Here is a 15,625-nt window from a genome sequence, read left to right on the forward strand (position 1 = left end):
AAGTTTATAGATAACAGTATCAACGAGGAGTTGACAGGATGAAAACTCTCTCCGATCAGGCCATTGGAACGGCTCACGGAAAGATCATATTAATTGGAGAGCATTCCGTAGTGTATAATAACCCTGCGATTGCGCTCCCTTTCCCGGCGGCTCATGTTGAAGTCACCATCGAAGCCATTCAAGGACATAGCCAGATCCGCTCGAATTACTATGAGGGGTCTATTATGAATGCGCCTGCCTCACTAAACAATTTAACCAAAACGATTGAAGCCATTTGCGAGGACCTTGGTTATGAGCCATCAGGTATGCAGATTACCATTTCCAGTCTAATCCCTGCTGAACGCGGTATGGGATCTAGTGCGGCTGTGGCTTCAGCGCTTGTTCGAGCCTTGTTCAACTTTTTTGAACAACCATTAGAATATGATCTTCTGCTTCATTACATTGGTATCTCAGAGAAAATCGCTCACGGAAATCCTAGTGGGCTGGATGCACGTGTCACTAGTGGCAATCAGCCGCTGTTTTATATGAAGTCCAAACTTCCTGAACGATTTGATCTTCATTTAACAGGCTACCTCATTGCGGCAGATACCGGTTTGAAAGGTCAAACCAGAGAGGCCGTTCAAGACGTTGCCGATTTGTTAAAGAAATCTAGAAGAAAAACCAAACACTTGCTTAGTTCGCTTGGAAAACTGACCTATCAAGCAAAAGAAGCCATCGAGCAAGATAATATCACGGATCTAGGCAAAATTTTATCTAAAGCACACCACCACCTTTCCGACTTGACCGTCAGTAACGAAAAGCTGGACAAACTGGTTCAAGTGGCTTTGGAACAAGGTGCGCTCGGCGCTAAACTCACAGGAAGTGGCCGCGGTGGTTGTATGATCGCTTTAGCCAAAACCTTTGACCAAGCAAAACATATCGCAAATGAATTAATGAAAAATGGAGCCGTAGAAACTTGGATCCATTCACTAGGAGCAGATACAAATGAGTAAATGGGTTCGCGCACATACAAATATTGCACTAATCAAATATTGGGGAAAAGAAAATGAAGCTTTAATTATTCCAAAGAACAATTCCCTTTCTTTAACGTTAGATGCTTTCTATACAGATACTAAAGTGACTTTTGATCCTTCATTAAAAAAGGACGAACTGATTTTGGATGGCGAGAAACAAGCGTCAGGCGTATTGAACAAAGTCGTGACGGTTCTCGATTTAATTAGAGAAAAAGCGGGGATTACGGATCGTGCTCACGTTGAAAGTATCAACTATGTTCCAACAGCGGCGGGTCTCGCTTCTTCTGCATCGGGACTTGCAGCACTAGCTGGTGCAGCGAATGAGGCTGCAAGCTTGAATTTATCTCCTAAAGATTTATCGCGTCTAGCAAGACGCGGCTCAGGATCTGCTTCTAGAAGTGTTTTCGGTGGATTCGTTGAATGGGAAAAAGGCACAACAGATGAAGATTCTTTTGCTTCTCCAGTTGATGATGCGAACTGGGATATCGGCATGTTGTTTATTATCGTAAAACAGGCTCAAAAAGACGTTTCTAGTAGAGACGGTATGCGCCGAACCGTTGAAACCTCCCCTTTCTATGACGGCTGGCTAGCAACACTCGATCAGGACTTATCAGATATGAAAGAAGCTATAGAAGAACAAGATATTGAAAAAGTAGGCGCCATCGCAGAACGCAACGCTTTGAAAATGCATGCGACTACACTAGGTGCGAACCCACCTTTCACTTACTGGACAGCTGACAGTATGGTTGCCATGGATGCTGTACGTACACTAAGAAAGCAAGGATTCACAGCCTACTTTACTATGGACGCTGGCCCGAATGTAAAAGTGATCTGTCGACAATCTCAAATGGCAGAAATTAAACTGAAATTGGCTGAATATTTTGATGAAGAACAGATTATTTCTGCAAAACCTGGACCTGCAATTCATCTTCTAGAAAACTAAGTTATTGTTTTCTACTTACATATCACTAAAAATCCAAGGGATACTGATTCGATCGGAACAGATCCTAAAAAAGGAACGAATTGAATGAATCAAGTAGAAGCCTCGGCTCCTGGAAAATTATATATAGCTGGCGAGTACGCTGTTGTTGAACCTGGACATCCCGCTATTCTTGTCGCGGTCGACCAGTTTCTAACTGTTAAAGTCAGTCAATCAGAAACAGTTGGAACGATTCACTCATCTCATTATTCTAGTATTCCCCTTCAATGGACACGAGAAAACGGGAAACTGATGATTGATGAAAGAGAAAACCCATTTCACTACCTGCTCGCAGCGATCGACTACACAGAACGTTATGTAAAAGAATGTGGACAAGAGTTATCCATTTTTCATCTGGTTGTGGATAGTGAATTAGATAGTGCAAACGGATTGAAATATGGCCTTGGTTCTAGCGCGGCTGTTACCGTTGCTACTGTACGAGCGCTATTAAAATATTATGGGCTCACTGAAACTGATGAGCTGGTGTTCAAATTATCTGTTCTAGCACATCTATCCGTGAAAAGTAATGGATCGTTTGGAGATATTGCGGCGGCAACTTACACTGGATGGCTAGCTTATAGTAGTTTTGACCGTAAATGGGTTAAGGATCGTTTGAACACACACAGCATCAAATCCATTGTTGAACTCGATTGGCCCGCTTTTATGGTTGAAAAACTGACCCCTCCTTCAGAACTGAAGCTACTGATTGGATGGACTGGTTCCCCTGCTTCTACGACTGATCTAGTTGATCAAGTGAAAGAGAACCGAGAAGCCAAAGAACAAAACTATCAAGATTTTTTAAATAGAAGTAAAGCTTGTGTAGAGAATATGATTCAAGCCTTTAGAAAGGGTTCATTAGCGGACATTCAAACTGAAATCCGTAAGAATCGTCTGATTTTGAAAGAAATGAGTGAAAATACAGGCGTCTCTATTGAAACGGAAACACTCGAACAATTATGTGAAGACGCAGAAGCCTTTCATGGTGCCGCGAAAACTTCCGGTGCTGGTGGTGGTGACTGCGGCATTGCCTTGTTTGACCGTTCTTCGAGTTTAAACGACTTGGTTTCGAGATGGCAGACACACGACATCACCTTACTTCCTTTAAAGGTTTATGCTCGTTCGTAGTCCATTACACATCATTGTTTGCTATAATCATTTAATGAACTTAAAAAAGAATCTATCTATACAGGATTCTTCTAAAACTGACATACTGGAGACAACACTATGCCAAAACAAAATAACCGAAAAAATGAGCACGTATCTCTTTCTGAAAAATTTTATGATCACGGACAATCATCTTTTGACGATGTCCGATTTGTTCATCATTCTTTTCCACAGATGGACGTAAAAGATGTGGATATGTCTGTTCAACTAAATGGACTGACTTTTAATGTTCCCTTCTTTATCAATGCCATGTCTGGCGGAAGTCGCTGGACAGGAAAAGTAAACGAGAAATTAGCAACGATTGCGAGAGAAACTGGTCTCGCGATTGCAACGGGCTCTGTTAGCGCAGCACTAAAAGACCCCGAACAAGAAGGCACTTTTAAAATTGTCAGAGAAACAAATCCAAATGGTCTTGTCTTTGCCAACTTAGGTGCAGGACACGGTTTGGAAAACGCAAAGAAAGTCGTTGACTTACTTCAAGCGGACGCAATACAGATTCATATCAACGCTCCTCAAGAAATCGTTATGCCAGAAGGCGACCGGGAATTTTCCGGCTGGATTGAAAATATTCAAGAAATCGTTCAAGGCCTTGGCGTACCGGTCATCGCTAAAGAAGTCGGCTTCGGTATGAGTCGTGAGACTGTTCAATTGCTTGAATCCGTTGGGGTGCAATTGATTGATATCAGTGGTCGAGGTGGAACAAACTTTGCTCAAATCGAGAACTACAGAAGACCAGAACAAAAACTCGATGACTTAGAATCTTGGGGACAAACGACTGTGGAATCCTTGCTAGAAGCTCAGGAGGTCGTTCAATCGGCTCATATCATCGCTTCAGGCGGTATTCGTCGTCCTATGGAAATGGTTAAAGCTTTATCTATAGGTGCTTCCTTAACTGGTTTATCCAGCCAATTCATGCATATGGCTCTTGAAGATGTAGATCAGACAATCGAAACCGTTCATGCTTGGAAATCAGAAATCGCGAGTATCATGACACTTCTAGGTAAGAAAAGTATTGCTGATTTAACTAAAACGGATTTGATTTTATCAGGTCAAGCAGCTGACTGGTGTGCTGCTCGAAATATCTCTATACAAAAATACGCTTCTCGTCACTAACGAGAAACGTATTTTTTACTATCTATTTAAGGAGCCGGTTCTTATGTTTCAATCTAAAGGGTTTCTGATCTTACTGAACATTCTCTATTTTTTAATACAATGTACCTGGGGATTCATCCAGACACTTGTCGGATTCCTCTTATTTCTTAAATATTATAAGCAGCCTCATAGCTCTTTTCACGGTGCTATTCGGACAAAATGGAACCGCACAGATGGTGTCTCACTCGGCTTATTTATCTTCACACCTAATGAATCAGATCCTATACTTTTAAAACAGAGAAACGCTACAACTTTCACAGAGTCTTGTAGTAGAATGGCTGTGCATGAATACGGTCATACTTTTCAGTCACTGCTACTTGGACCTTTTTATCTTCCCATTATCGGTTTGATCTCTTTTACCTGGGCAAGACATCCTAGGTACAAGAAATTGAGAGCTAATTATCACGTTCCTTACTCTTTTTGCTGGGTCGAACAGTGGGCAGACCACCTTGGCGAAAGCATCCTTAAGGAAGTAACTGTTAAAATAAGAACCAGAGACAGGTAATTCCACCTATGCCAACAACCATAGACCACAACAAACTTTTTGTTTTATACGCAATTAAAAATACGATAACAGATGGAATCAGTTTGATATTGATTGTTGGCTGTAGGTTAAAAGAGCCCTCCCAGAAAAAGATATCTGAAGCAACAAGTGCCGCAAAGATGGATACCGGAATGTAGGTCATCCAGCGACTGAATGAAGGTGAAATCTCTTTCTTACTCAACAAGAGCATTGGCAAGAAGCGCGGAATATAAGTTACGACTGCCATTCCTAAAATCAGTACCCACACATTATTCATTGGCTTCACCCCTTTTGATGTCCGGTCTTGTATGACGATTTTTTCTAACTTCCAGATAATACCCTATAAAAGAAGCGATAACCGTCGCAATGACGAGCGCGATGTTATGTTTCAAGACAATTGTTAAGATAACCGTAAGCACGATGGAACAGATTCCTGCGATAAGATGTTCTTTTGAAACAAATTGCTGAACCATCATATATAAAAACATCGCAATCAACGCATAATTCATGATAATCGTATTAACTTGAATTTGACTACCAATTACCCCTCCAACGATTGTACTGACTACCCAAGTTGAATAGTTAGCCACGCTTGTTACCATAGCTTCCTCAGGAGACCAGTCTCCTTCTCTGAACTTAGTATAGTTGATCCCGTAAGATTCATCTGTCAATACGTGACTAAACAACGCAATAAATCCAAGAGATTTTTCTTTTACATAAGTAGACATACTGGCAGACATTAAAATATGCCTTAGGTTTAGGAAAAAGACCATAACGATAACCGATGGAATTGAAGCACCTAAAACGAGCATACTGGCTGCCAGAAACTGTCCAGCCCCTGCATAAACGAGTACACTCATGAAAGAAATCCCTATGATGGAAATACCGGCATCATATAAGACAATCCCACAAGCCATTCCTAGAGCTGCATATGTAATCATAATCGGCGCACTGGCCTTTAAACCACTTTTGATGTCTGTTAATTCCATTTCTTCACTTCCTTCATACTAAGTTCCTTAATGATTTCTCTAAATAAAAAAGAGCCTTTGAAGAGTTAGAACGGCCTTTTGAAGACCGCATCTGCATACTCTTCTGACTCTAATTTATACAACTATTTAATAATATCGTAGACCAGTGTTAGTGGTTCAGCTGTTTCCCTGATTTCCATACTTTGACGAATCGTTTGTTCTGTTTCTTCTGCGATTGGCTTATTCGAGTAAAGCGTTACTAGAGATTCTCCAACTTTCACTGAATCGCCTACTTTTTTATTCAAGTAGAGACCCGCTGCTAAGTCAATCGCGCTTTCTTTTGTTTCTCTACCGGCACCAAGTCTCATAGCTGCTAAACCAACTTGGTCAGCAACGATTTTAGAAATCACACCATCTTTTTCAGCCGTTACTTCTGTTTTAAATTCAGCAGAAGGAAGAACGTCATCTGTATGTTCAACAACTGAATCGTCTCCGCCTTGAGATTTCACAAAGACTTTAAAGGCTTCCAATGCTTTACCGTTGTGCAGGTTTTCTTCTAGTAACGTTCTTGCTTCTTCTAGCGAGTTGCCTACACCTCCTAAGAATGCCATTTGGCTTCCTAAGACAAGACAAAGTTCCGTTAAATCTTCCGGTCCATTACCTTTTAGTGTTTCGATTGCCTCTTTTACTTCTAGTCCGTTTCCGATCGCATTTCCTAGCGGCTGGCTCATATCTGAAATGACAGCCATCGTATTTCTACCAACTGAATTTCCGATTTCTACCATAGCTTCTGCTAATTTTCTAGCTTGATCCACACTCTTCATGAATGCACCCGCACCTGTTTTTACATCTAATACGATTGCGTCTGCTCCAGAAGCAATTTTCTTACTCATGATTGAACTCGCAATTAAAGGGATCGATTCAACTGTACTGGTTACGTCACGCAAAGCATAGAGTTTCTTGTCTGCAGGCGTCAGATTTCCTGATTGGCCAACAACAGCGACTTTGTTTTCATTAACCAGTTCCACAAATTGTTCTTTTGAAATTTCAACGTGAAATCCTGGTATGGCCTCGAGCTTATCGATCGTTCCACCCGTATGGCCTAATCCTCGTCCACTCATTTTCGCAACAGGTACACCTACGCTGGCTACTAATGGTGCAAGTATCAACGTCGTTGTGTCCCCTACGCCACCTGTTGAATGCTTATCAACTTTGACTCCTGCAATTGCAGAAAGGTCAATTTGATCTCCAGATTCAACCATAGCCATTGTCAATGCACTACGCTCTGCTTTTGTCATTCCTTTAAAATAAATAGCCATATTCATTGCACTCATTTGATAATCAGGAATGGTTCCTTCTGTATAGCCTTCAATCATCCATTTAATTTCTTGCTCAGTTAACTCTTGATCATGTTGTTTTTTTTCAATCAAATCGATCATTCTCATTATATATTCCTCCAAAAACTATTTTTCGTAGTGATTGCTTCTATTCCTTCATCTTATCACATTTCATGAATCAAGTTTGGACAAAATTGTAATCTCTTACAATTTTAATAAAAGATGACATTTGAGTTTATAATAGAAGCTAGAATTTTTAAGAGGTCCGTTTATTACAACATTAAACTAGTGCATACATTCGACTGTTGTCTATTTAAGGATGAAATCGAAATGCAAATGCTCGATTCGTTCGAATCTCTAGCTCTTTAACGTTGGTTTGAAACGCAAACGAGTGTGCTCAACAAATTTAGTGACCCAAACAAAAAAGCCCAGAGAGAATTGTAGATGAATACAATTCTCTCTGGATTTCATGCTATTTGAGCAGGATCTAAGACTACTATCTTAGATTTATTATGGTCAAATGCTTATTAATTGTTTTGGTTATCGTAAGCAGCACGTTTTTGTTTTAGACGAGGGACATCTGACTCTCGGCAATATACATAATGTCCTGGAACGATTTCACGAAGTTTTTCTTCTTCATCATTTGCAATTCTAGCTACATACGTTGTACGTTTACGAGAACGCTCATATTCTGGATCCGGTAATGGAACCGCAGACAATAAGCTCTCAGTGTATGCATGTAATGGTTTGTTATAGACATCTTCTGCTGGCGCTAACTCAAGCAATTTACCTGAGTTCATTACGCCGATACGATCACTGATATATTTAACCATTGATAAATCATGGGCAATGAATAGGAAAGTTAAATCTTGAGATTTTTGTAGATCCATTAGCAAATTGACAACTTGCGCTTGGATTGAAACATCTAATGCTGAGATAGGCTCATCGGCAACAATAAATTTAGGCTTAACGGCTAGCGCTCTAGCGATCCCGATACGCTGACGTTGTCCACCTGAAAACTCGTGTGGATAACGGCTTGCGTGGTCAGGGTTTAGTCCTACCAATTCAAGCAATTCGATTACACGTGCGTTACGTTCTTCTTTAGAATTCGCAAGGCTGTGGATATCGATTCCTTCAGCAATGATATCTCGAACTTTCATCTTAGGATTCAATGAAGCATACGGATCCTGAAAGATCATTTGCATATCGCGTCTGAATTGTAACAGGTCTTTTTTCTTAGAGATTTTGTGTACTTGCGTTCCCTGGAAATCAATTTCTCCAGCAGTCGGTTCGTACAAGCGGATGATTGAACGTCCAGTCGTTGATTTTCCTGAACCAGATTCTCCTACTAGTCCAAAAGTCTCACCTCTGAAAATATCAAAGGTAATATCATCTACTGCGCGTACTTCATTCTTTGAACCTTCGTTGAAGTATTGCTTCAGGTTTTTGACTTCTAAAATCTTTTCTTTTGAATTTTCCACTATTTCACGCCTCCATCATTGTGACGTTTAGCAAACTTCTCTTTGTAAAGCTGCTGACGGCCTTTGATTTCCGCAGGGGGATCAATAGCTGGAGCATCTTCGTGAAGTAACCATGTTGCTGCGTAATGTGATTTAGAAACTTTAAACATTGGCGGTTCTAGTTCTGTATCGATCTTCATTGCATACTCATTACGAGGTGCAAAGGCGTCTCCTTTTGGTGGATCCAGTAAATCTGGAGGCGTACCTGGAATCGCATATAAAGAATTTGTTGTATCTAAAGTCGGCATAGAAGCTAGTAATCCCCAAGTATACGGATGTTGTGGGTTATAAAAGACTTCATCAACGGTCCCTACTTCTACGAATTTCCCAGCATACATTACAGCTACTCGATCGGCTACATTCGCTACAACACCTAAATCGTGTGTAATGAAGATGATCGATGTATCGATTTTTTCTTGAAGTTCTTTCATCAATTCTAAAATCTGAGCTTGAATCGTTACATCAAGTGCTGTAGTCGGCTCATCCGCAATCAAGATATCTGGGTTACAAGCTAGCGCGATCGCAATAACGATACGTTGTCTTTGACCACCAGAAAATTGGTGAGGATACTGTTTCATTCTTTGTTCTGGATCTGGTAAACCAACTAGTTCCAGCAATTGTAAGGCTCTATCGCGTGCTTGACTTTTGTTCATCTTTTGATGAAGTTTTAGTGGCTCTGCGATTTGTTTTTCAATCGTCATTGTAGGGTTCAAAGACGTCATCGGATCCTGGAAGATCATTGCAATTCTTTTTCCTCGAATCGCCTGCATCTCTTTTTCTGATGCGTGAACTAAGTCTTTACCGTTAAATACGATTTGACCCTGTTCGATATTGGCGTTTTGAGACAATAGACGCATGATACTTCTGGAAGTAACGGATTTACCAGAGCCTGATTCCCCAACGATTGCTAGTGTTTCACCTTTTTTCAGGTCAAAACTGACACCACGAATGGCTTGTACTTTACCCGCGTAAGTGTCGAAAGTAATATTTAAATCTCTCACTTCTAAAATGTTACTCATCAATAATCACCTCGCTAATCTTTCATTTTTGGATCAAAAGCATCTCGTAGTCCATCGGCCAATAAGTTAAACGAAATCATCAAGACACATAAAACACCGGCTGGATACCACATAATATGCGGTAAGAACTGGAATGTTTTATATCCATCATTAATCAACGTACCTAAAGAAGCTAATGGAGCAGGTATACCGATACCAATAAAGCTCAAGAAGGCTTCAAAGAATATTGCAGATGGAATAGAGAACATCGTTTGAATAATGATGACTCCTGATAAGTTTGAAATTAAGTGTTTCAAAGCAATTTTAATAGAAGATTCGCCTAATGTTTGAGCAGCCAAGATGTATTCTTGGTTTTTCAGTTTCAACGTCTGTGCCCGCACAATTCGTGCCATTGGAATCCAACCCGTTATCGCAAGTGCAATAATGATTGCCTGAATACCAGGTTCCAATACTAACAGTGTCAAAATAACGACAACTAAGTTCGGAACACCAGACAAGATTTCTAGAATTCTTTGCATAACATTATCGACTCTGCCGCCTTTCCAGCCAGAAACTAGACCGTAGATGACTCCGAAAGTCAAATCAAAGAAGGCTGCCGCGAAAGCAATAATCAAGGAAACACGCGTCCCATATAAAATACGAGAAAGCAAATCACGTCCTAGACTGTCTGTTCCTAAAATATAGTAGGTACCTTCTTCAGCGCCTACTTGCGCATATTTATCGAAACGTTCTCCGCCACCGGCTGTAGTTGTTCCGTTTAGTCCATTAATATCAATACCTGGAATTTTTGGTGGTAAACTTGTTTGTCCGCTATATTGAGTGTATGGACTATGTGGTGAGATCAGTGGTGCAGAAAAAGCTAGAACCATAATGACAAGCAGTATACCCAAACTGATTACTGCTGCTTTGTTTTTCTTTAATCTTCTCCAAGAATCTTGAAGAAAGCTCAACGATGGTGCGCTGATCTTTTCATTATCTTCTGTACTCGCTCCGCTGGCTTTTTCAAACATATCAGGAGAAAATTTAGTTTTCTCATTTATTGTTGCATTATGATCATGAGTTTCCATATTAATTTCCTCCTTCAGATGATACACGAATTCGAGGATCGACAATACCATACATAATATCTACTACTAAAATGATGAGTACGAGCATCGCAGAGTAAAGAATCGTTACACCCATAATAGTCGGATAGTCATTAGATAAAATTGATTTAACGAACTGTTCCCCGATACCAGGAATCGCATAAATATTTTCTACAACCATCGAACCAGTCATTAAAGCAACTGCCATGGGTCCTAAAATGGTCAGCAATGGAATCAAGGCATTTCTAACCCCGTGTTTGAAGGCTACTATCCAACGGCTAAGACCTTTTGCTCTGGCAAGTTCAATGTAATCACTGCTGAGTACATCAACCATTTCTGTACGAATAAAACGAGCAGAATCTGCCAATGGCCCAATCGCTAAAGCGAGTGTTGGTAACACAGAAGATTCAAATCCACCGTTCCAAAGCGCAATTGGGAACCAACCTAATTTAACGGCAAATATCAGTTGTAATAATACAGCGAACACGAAGTTCGGAATTGATCGACCAAGAATGGCCACAAAGGTTGCCGATGTATCAATCCACGTATTTTGTTTCATTGCTGAAATCACTCCAAGAATGATTCCAAAGAATGTTCCTAATACAACTGCTTGAAATCCTAATTGAAGAGAAGGACCAATTCGAGTGGATAAAAGTTTCGTAACAGGCGTATTATCGTATTGAAAAGATGTTCCTAAATCTCCTGTAACGAGTCCGCCCATGTAAATACCATATTGGACAACAGTCGGTTCATTTAACCCATATTGTTCATTCATAATTTCAATTTGCTGATCAGACAATTTTTCTTGATTTGTATAGGGTGTTCCGGGCAGCAACTTGCTTAGAAAGAACGTAATCGATGCAATTAGAAATAAAGTTACAAACATGTAAAATACACGTTTTCCTAAATATTTCAAATAATGATTCATCGATTTTACACCTCCAGTATTATTATTTTTTATTGATTTTAAAAAAAAGCACAATATATAGAATATTCTCTCCACGCACTGATTGCAAATTTTTTTGTTATTATGTGACTATTAAACGGTTCCTATTAGAAAAATATAAGGAGTTATTTCATTCTATTATCATTTCCGTTTAATTTTCCCAATTTCTCTATTTACACTGATTCCCTTATTGAGGTTTTTCACCATATAAGGTACAGTATTAAATAGACTTTTTAAAACTTTAGGAGAATCTATTATGCGCATAAAATTAAATTTAGTCAGCTTTACTAGTGCTATCATTTTGTTGATTTTCATCCTTGAATGGATCCTTTATGGAGAAATCAGTTTCCTTCAAACAACTAACCTATTCTTTTATCCTGCAGGACTTTTTCTAATCCTTGGAGTTTTTGGTTTAGTGATTCGTTCTGGATCTTTTGACTTTTTCCATTACAGCGTTAATAGAGCTACCCGCCTTTTTCGTAAATCCAGTTCAGTAGATGACGAAGAGCGGCCAATCTCTCATTTATCTAGTCATTTCGGTAAAGGGTACATCGTATTACTCAAAATCGGTCTGATTTTATTGAGTATTTCTATACTATCTCTAGTAGGATTCTACTTATTCGAGCGGTAAACTCCGTATAAAAACGATAGAACTTTTATGCATAATTATATTATAGGGCTTAAAAAAAGAGTGGATATCCACTCTTTTTTTGTAGCCTTTAATCTTAGATGCTTTTCGAAAGATTATTTACCTTCGATGTAAGCCCATTTGTATGAGTATTCTGCACCTGTTAGGTGGTGAACTAGATCTTGAACATAATCTTTTTCAAGAACTGCATACGCACGTTGATAAATTGGTGCGATACCAGCAGAGTCCAGTAAAATTTGTTCAGCTTCTAGCATAGCTTCCCAACGACCTTCTAAATCACTTGCATCGTTTTGTGCTCTTTCAATTAAAGCGTCGTATTCAGGGTTGCTGAATCCAGATTTGTTGTTTCCATTTTCTGTTTCAAACAATTCCAAGAAGTTGATTGGATCAGCATAATCTGCTCCCCATCCAGCTAGTTGAATATCGTAATCTTGTTTTGAGTTAGCATCCAGACGAACTTTGAATGGTACGTTTCTCAAGTTGATTGTTAAGTTTGGTAAGTTTGATTGTAATTGTGATTGCATGAATTCTAATGAACGTTTAGAGTTTTCAGTGTCATCTCCAAGCATTTCAAGTGTTAATGAATCTACACCTAATTCATCAAGACCTGTTTCAAAGTACTCAACAGCTTGTTCTGCGTCGAAAGAAAGCAAGTCTCCATTTTCAGCACGGAAATCTTCGTTAGAAGCTGGTCCAACTGCTAATTCAGCAGGCACTAAACCATTTGCTGGAAGAGAACCATTTTGTAAAACTGTATCAGAGAAGCTTTGTTTGTCGAACGCCATTGCAATAGCTTTACGAATGTTTTCATTTGCTAATGGTGTTTCTTCTCCATTACGTTCTTGGTTGAACTTGAAGTAGAATACTGAAGAAGTCGCTTGTGATAATAAATCAGGAGCGCCTTGTTTTGTTTGAACATACTCTCCAGTTAGGATCATACGATCTGCTTCTCCGGCATTATATAAGTTCAATGCTGTTGAAGTTTCTTTAACTGCATCTACGTCGATACGGTCAAGTTTTACAACATCTGCATCCCAATAATCTTCATTTTTCTCTAATGACCAGCTAAGTCCAGCGCCATCCCAATCTGTTAATTCAAATGGTCCGTTATAAAGGATTGTATCACTGTTCGTTGCGTAGTCACTTCCTTGTTCAGTTACATATTCTTCGTTAAGTGGGAAGAACATCGAAAGTGTTAATAGATCTTTAAAGTAAGGAACTGGTTTTGCTAGTTCAACTACCAAAGTCGTTTCATCTTCAGCAGTAACTCCAAGTTCTGAAGGATCCATTTCACCAGTAAGGATTTCTGAAGCGTTTGTTACAATTCCATCGATCATGTAAGCATATTCTGCTGCTGTTTCAGGATTTGCTAGACGTTGCCAAGCATAGACAAAGTCACTTGCTGTAACGGGTTCACCGTTTGACCATTGTGCGTCTTCTCTAATTTTAAAAGTATATGTTAAGCCATCTTCGCTTACAGTTGGCTCTTCTGCTGCCATACCTAATTGTAGGTCGTTTTCAGGTCCTTGACGATAAAGGCCTTCGTTTACGTTGTTCAATACGTTATTACTTACGGAGTCTGTAGAAGTAGTAGAATCCATTGAAGGGATTTCAGCTGTTTCAATCAAGTGTAGGACTTGCTCATCGTTTGATCCTTCTGATCCTTCTGAACTTGATTCTCCAGTAGAATCGCTTCCACCATTACCACAAGCTGCTAATAGTAAAGCACTTGTTAATGTTAACCCTAGAGTACGTGCTAGTTTACTGTTCTTCATCTGTTGTTTCCTCCCAAAATATATAACTGATTTGTATAATAAATTATAATTTAGATTACTTGGAATACTTTATCAGCTTTCTATCATAATTACAACAGGTTATTTTAATTTTTACATTTTTTTCTCACTATTTTGATATTTTTAAGAAAGTGTTCATTTTTTGTTCGTTTAACTCGACTTCATTTCTTCATTCCTTTCAAACGCCCTACATTACATGTTATAATAAAAACGTGTGATAGAACGCTGTTTTGCTTATCTAATAGCGGTTCTATCTGTAATGAGCAACTATATAAGGAGAGATTAGATGACCAGTAAAACGTTGAACCAATATTTGGAAAGTAATCTAAACGAATTGAAAGAAATGGGCTTATATAATGAAATCGATACGCTAGAAGGTCCAAATGGAGCAGAAATCACGGTCAGAGGAAAACAACTGATCAATATGTCTTCAAACAATTACCTCGGGTTTTCTAATGATGAACGATTGAAAGCAAAAGCGAACGCCGCTACTGATAAATACGGTGTAGGTGCGGGTGCGGTTCGTTCCATTAATGGGACACAAAGTATTCATGATGAACTTGAAGCTAAAATCGCTGACTTCAAACAGACCGAAGCAGCTGTTGCTTTCCAGTCAGGTTTCAACTGTAACATGGGCGCTATTTCAGCTGTCATGAACAAAAAAGATGCCATTTTATCTGATGAATTAAACCATGCTTCTATTATTGACGGTTGTCGTTTGTCTGGTGCTAAAGTTATTCGAGTGAAACATCAGGATATGGAAGATCTGCGCGCTAAAGCAAAAGAAGCTACTGAAAGTGGACACTATGAAAAAGTCATGTATATTACGGACGGTGTCTTCTCAATGGACGGAGACGTAGCCAACTTACCGGATATTGTTAAAATCGCTGAAGAATTTGATTTAATCACTTATGTAGATGACGCTCACGGTTCAGGTGTTATGGGTAAAGGTGCCGGAACAGTTAAGCATTTCGGCTTACAAGACAAGATCGACTTCCAGATGGGGACACTTTCTAAAGCTGTTGGTGTTGTTGGTGGTTATGTAGCAGGAACTCAGAACTTAATCGACTGGTTAAAAGTACGTGCCCGTCCGTTTTTATTCTCTACTTCTTTAACACCAGGTGCTGCAGCTGCTTGTATTGAAGCCATTGATATCATGTCTGCTTCAACAAAAGAACACGACCGCCTGTGGGAAAATGGTCGTTACCTGAAAGCTGGACTAGATGCGTTAGGCTTCAACATTGGAAATTCTGAAACACCGATTACCCCTTGCATTATCGGTGATGAAAAACTGACTCAAACATTTTCAAAACGTTTAACAGAAGAAGGCGTTTATGCTAAATCTATTGTCTTCCCTACTGTTCCAAGAGGTACTGGACGTGTTAGAAACATGCCTAGCGCGGCACATACTAAAGAACAGTTAGATAAGGTTCTTTCGATTTATGAAAAAGTCGGAAACGAATTGAACGTTATATAA

General features: G+C 39.4%; 15 protein-coding genes. 7 read left to right on the plus strand and 8 right to left on the minus strand.

Annotated features, from left to right (window positions below; all coding sequences use genetic code 11):
* Positions 1-38 precede the first annotated feature (38 nt).
* From mvk to VXN63_RS08650, 5 genes are all read left to right on the plus strand, one after another.
* Complete coding sequence (mvk, locus tag VXN63_RS08630) at positions 39-992, plus strand: mevalonate kinase (protein ID WP_327757636.1); 954 nt, start codon at positions 39-41, stop codon at positions 990-992.
* Complete coding sequence (gene mvaD / locus VXN63_RS08635; protein WP_327757637.1) at positions 985-1,956, plus strand: diphosphomevalonate decarboxylase; 972 nt, start codon at positions 985-987, stop codon at positions 1,954-1,956. Before mvk ends, mvaD begins: the two co-directional genes overlap by 8 nt.
* An 84-nt stretch (positions 1,957-2,040) precedes the next feature.
* A complete protein-coding gene (locus tag VXN63_RS08640; RefSeq protein WP_327757638.1) occupies positions 2,041-3,117 on the plus strand; it encodes a phosphomevalonate kinase in 1,077 nt (358 codons plus the stop codon).
* 99 nt (positions 3,118-3,216) lie between these two features.
* Entirely contained in the window at positions 3,217-4,269 is a 1,053-nt protein-coding gene (gene fni, locus VXN63_RS08645) for a type 2 isopentenyl-diphosphate Delta-isomerase (RefSeq protein ID WP_327757639.1), read from the plus strand.
* Positions 4,270-4,312: 43 nt separating this feature from the next.
* Positions 4,313-4,813 carry a hypothetical protein gene (locus tag VXN63_RS08650; protein WP_327757640.1) on the plus strand — a complete coding sequence of 167 codons (501 nt, stop codon included), beginning with the start codon at positions 4,313-4,315 and terminating at the stop codon, positions 4,811-4,813.
* On the opposite strand, the gene VXN63_RS08655 is transcribed toward VXN63_RS08650, so the two are convergent.
* The 7 genes from VXN63_RS08655 to opp3b all read right to left on the minus strand — a co-directional run bounded on the left by VXN63_RS08655 (position 4,788) and on the right by opp3b (position 11,688).
* Positions 4,788-5,108 (minus strand): AzlD domain-containing protein, encoded by a 321-nt coding sequence (locus VXN63_RS08655; RefSeq protein WP_327757641.1) that lies wholly within the window; start codon positions 5,106-5,108, stop codon positions 4,788-4,790. The two genes, VXN63_RS08650 and VXN63_RS08655, sit on opposite strands and share 26 nt — an antisense overlap.
* Positions 5,101-5,820: an AzlC family ABC transporter permease gene (locus VXN63_RS08660; RefSeq protein WP_327757642.1), complete on the minus strand. Its 720-nt coding sequence runs from the start codon at positions 5,818-5,820 to the stop codon at positions 5,101-5,103. Before VXN63_RS08660 ends, VXN63_RS08655 begins: the two co-directional genes overlap by 8 nt.
* 122 nt (positions 5,821-5,942) lie before the next feature.
* Positions 5,943-7,244, minus strand: a complete 1,302-nt coding sequence (locus VXN63_RS08665) for a pyrimidine-nucleoside phosphorylase (RefSeq protein ID WP_327757643.1) — start codon at positions 7,242-7,244, stop codon at positions 5,943-5,945.
* Positions 7,245-7,663: 419 nt separating this feature from the next.
* On the minus strand, positions 7,664-8,617 hold the full coding sequence (locus VXN63_RS08670; RefSeq protein ID WP_327757644.1) for an ABC transporter ATP-binding protein: 954 nt from the start codon (positions 8,615-8,617) through the stop codon (positions 7,664-7,666).
* On the minus strand, positions 8,617-9,675 hold the full coding sequence (locus VXN63_RS08675) for an ABC transporter ATP-binding protein (protein ID WP_327757645.1): 1,059 nt from the start codon (positions 9,673-9,675) through the stop codon (positions 8,617-8,619). Before VXN63_RS08675 ends, VXN63_RS08670 begins: the two co-directional genes overlap by 1 nt.
* Positions 9,676-9,689: 14 nt before the next feature.
* On the minus strand, positions 9,690-10,742 hold the full coding sequence (gene opp3C, locus VXN63_RS08680) for an oligopeptide ABC transporter permease (protein ID WP_442915304.1): 1,053 nt from the start codon (positions 10,740-10,742) through the stop codon (positions 9,690-9,692).
* Between the two features lies 1 nt (position 10,743).
* On the minus strand, positions 10,744-11,688 hold the full coding sequence (gene opp3b / locus VXN63_RS08685) for an oligopeptide ABC transporter permease (RefSeq protein WP_327757646.1): 945 nt from the start codon (positions 11,686-11,688) through the stop codon (positions 10,744-10,746).
* Between the two features lie 274 nt (positions 11,689-11,962).
* Here opp3b and VXN63_RS08690 point away from each other — a divergent pair, with 274 nt between their 5' ends.
* Positions 11,963-12,337 carry a DUF3899 domain-containing protein gene (locus VXN63_RS08690; RefSeq protein ID WP_327757647.1) on the plus strand — a complete coding sequence of 125 codons (375 nt, stop codon included), beginning with the start codon at positions 11,963-11,965 and terminating at the stop codon, positions 12,335-12,337.
* 113 nt (positions 12,338-12,450) lie between these two features.
* Here VXN63_RS08690 and VXN63_RS08695 read toward each other — a convergent pair whose 3' ends face one another.
* On the minus strand, positions 12,451-14,130 hold the full coding sequence (locus tag VXN63_RS08695) for a peptide ABC transporter substrate-binding protein (RefSeq protein WP_327757648.1): 1,680 nt from the start codon (positions 14,128-14,130) through the stop codon (positions 12,451-12,453).
* Between the two features lie 304 nt (positions 14,131-14,434).
* On the opposite strand from VXN63_RS08695, the gene VXN63_RS08700 reads away from it, so the two are divergent.
* Entirely contained in the window at positions 14,435-15,625 is a 1,191-nt protein-coding gene (locus tag VXN63_RS08700; protein ID WP_327757649.1) for a glycine C-acetyltransferase, read from the plus strand.

Source organism: Marinilactibacillus sp. XAAS-LB27 (assembly GCF_036039175.1).
Taxonomy (GTDB): domain Bacteria; phylum Bacillota; class Bacilli; order Lactobacillales; family Carnobacteriaceae_A; genus Marinilactibacillus.

Bases quoted from the DNA above. Each gene is read 5' to 3' on its own strand.
- mvk (WP_327757636.1), top strand. From the start codon at position 39: ATGAAAACTCTCTCCGATCAGGCCATTGGAACGGCTCACGGAAAGATC.
- mvaD (WP_327757637.1), top strand. From the start codon at position 985: ATGAGTAAATGGGTTCGCGCACATACAAATATTGCACTAATCAAATAT.
- VXN63_RS08640 (WP_327757638.1), top strand. From the start codon at position 2,041: ATGAATCAAGTAGAAGCCTCGGCTCCTGGAAAATTATATATAGCTGGC.
- fni (WP_327757639.1), top strand. From the start codon at position 3,217: ATGCCAAAACAAAATAACCGAAAAAATGAGCACGTATCTCTTTCTGAA.
- VXN63_RS08650 (WP_327757640.1), top strand. From the start codon at position 4,313: ATGTTTCAATCTAAAGGGTTTCTGATCTTACTGAACATTCTCTATTTT.
- VXN63_RS08655 (WP_327757641.1), bottom strand. From the start codon at position 5,108: ATGAATAATGTGTGGGTACTGATTTTAGGAATGGCAGTCGTAACTTAT.
- VXN63_RS08660 (WP_327757642.1), bottom strand. From the start codon at position 5,820: ATGGAATTAACAGACATCAAAAGTGGTTTAAAGGCCAGTGCGCCGATT.
- VXN63_RS08665 (WP_327757643.1), bottom strand. From the start codon at position 7,244: ATGAGAATGATCGATTTGATTGAAAAAAAACAACATGATCAAGAGTTA.
- VXN63_RS08675 (WP_327757645.1), bottom strand. From the start codon at position 9,675: ATGAGTAACATTTTAGAAGTGAGAGATTTAAATATTACTTTCGACACT.
- opp3C (WP_442915304.1), bottom strand. From the start codon at position 10,742: ATGGAAACTCATGATCATAATGCAACAATAAATGAGAAAACTAAATTT.
- opp3b (WP_327757646.1), bottom strand. From the start codon at position 11,688: ATGAATCATTATTTGAAATATTTAGGAAAACGTGTATTTTACATGTTT.
- VXN63_RS08690 (WP_327757647.1), top strand. From the start codon at position 11,963: ATGCGCATAAAATTAAATTTAGTCAGCTTTACTAGTGCTATCATTTTG.
- VXN63_RS08695 (WP_327757648.1), bottom strand. From the start codon at position 14,130: ATGAAGAACAGTAAACTAGCACGTACTCTAGGGTTAACATTAACAAGT.
- VXN63_RS08700 (WP_327757649.1), top strand. From the start codon at position 14,435: ATGACCAGTAAAACGTTGAACCAATATTTGGAAAGTAATCTAAACGAA.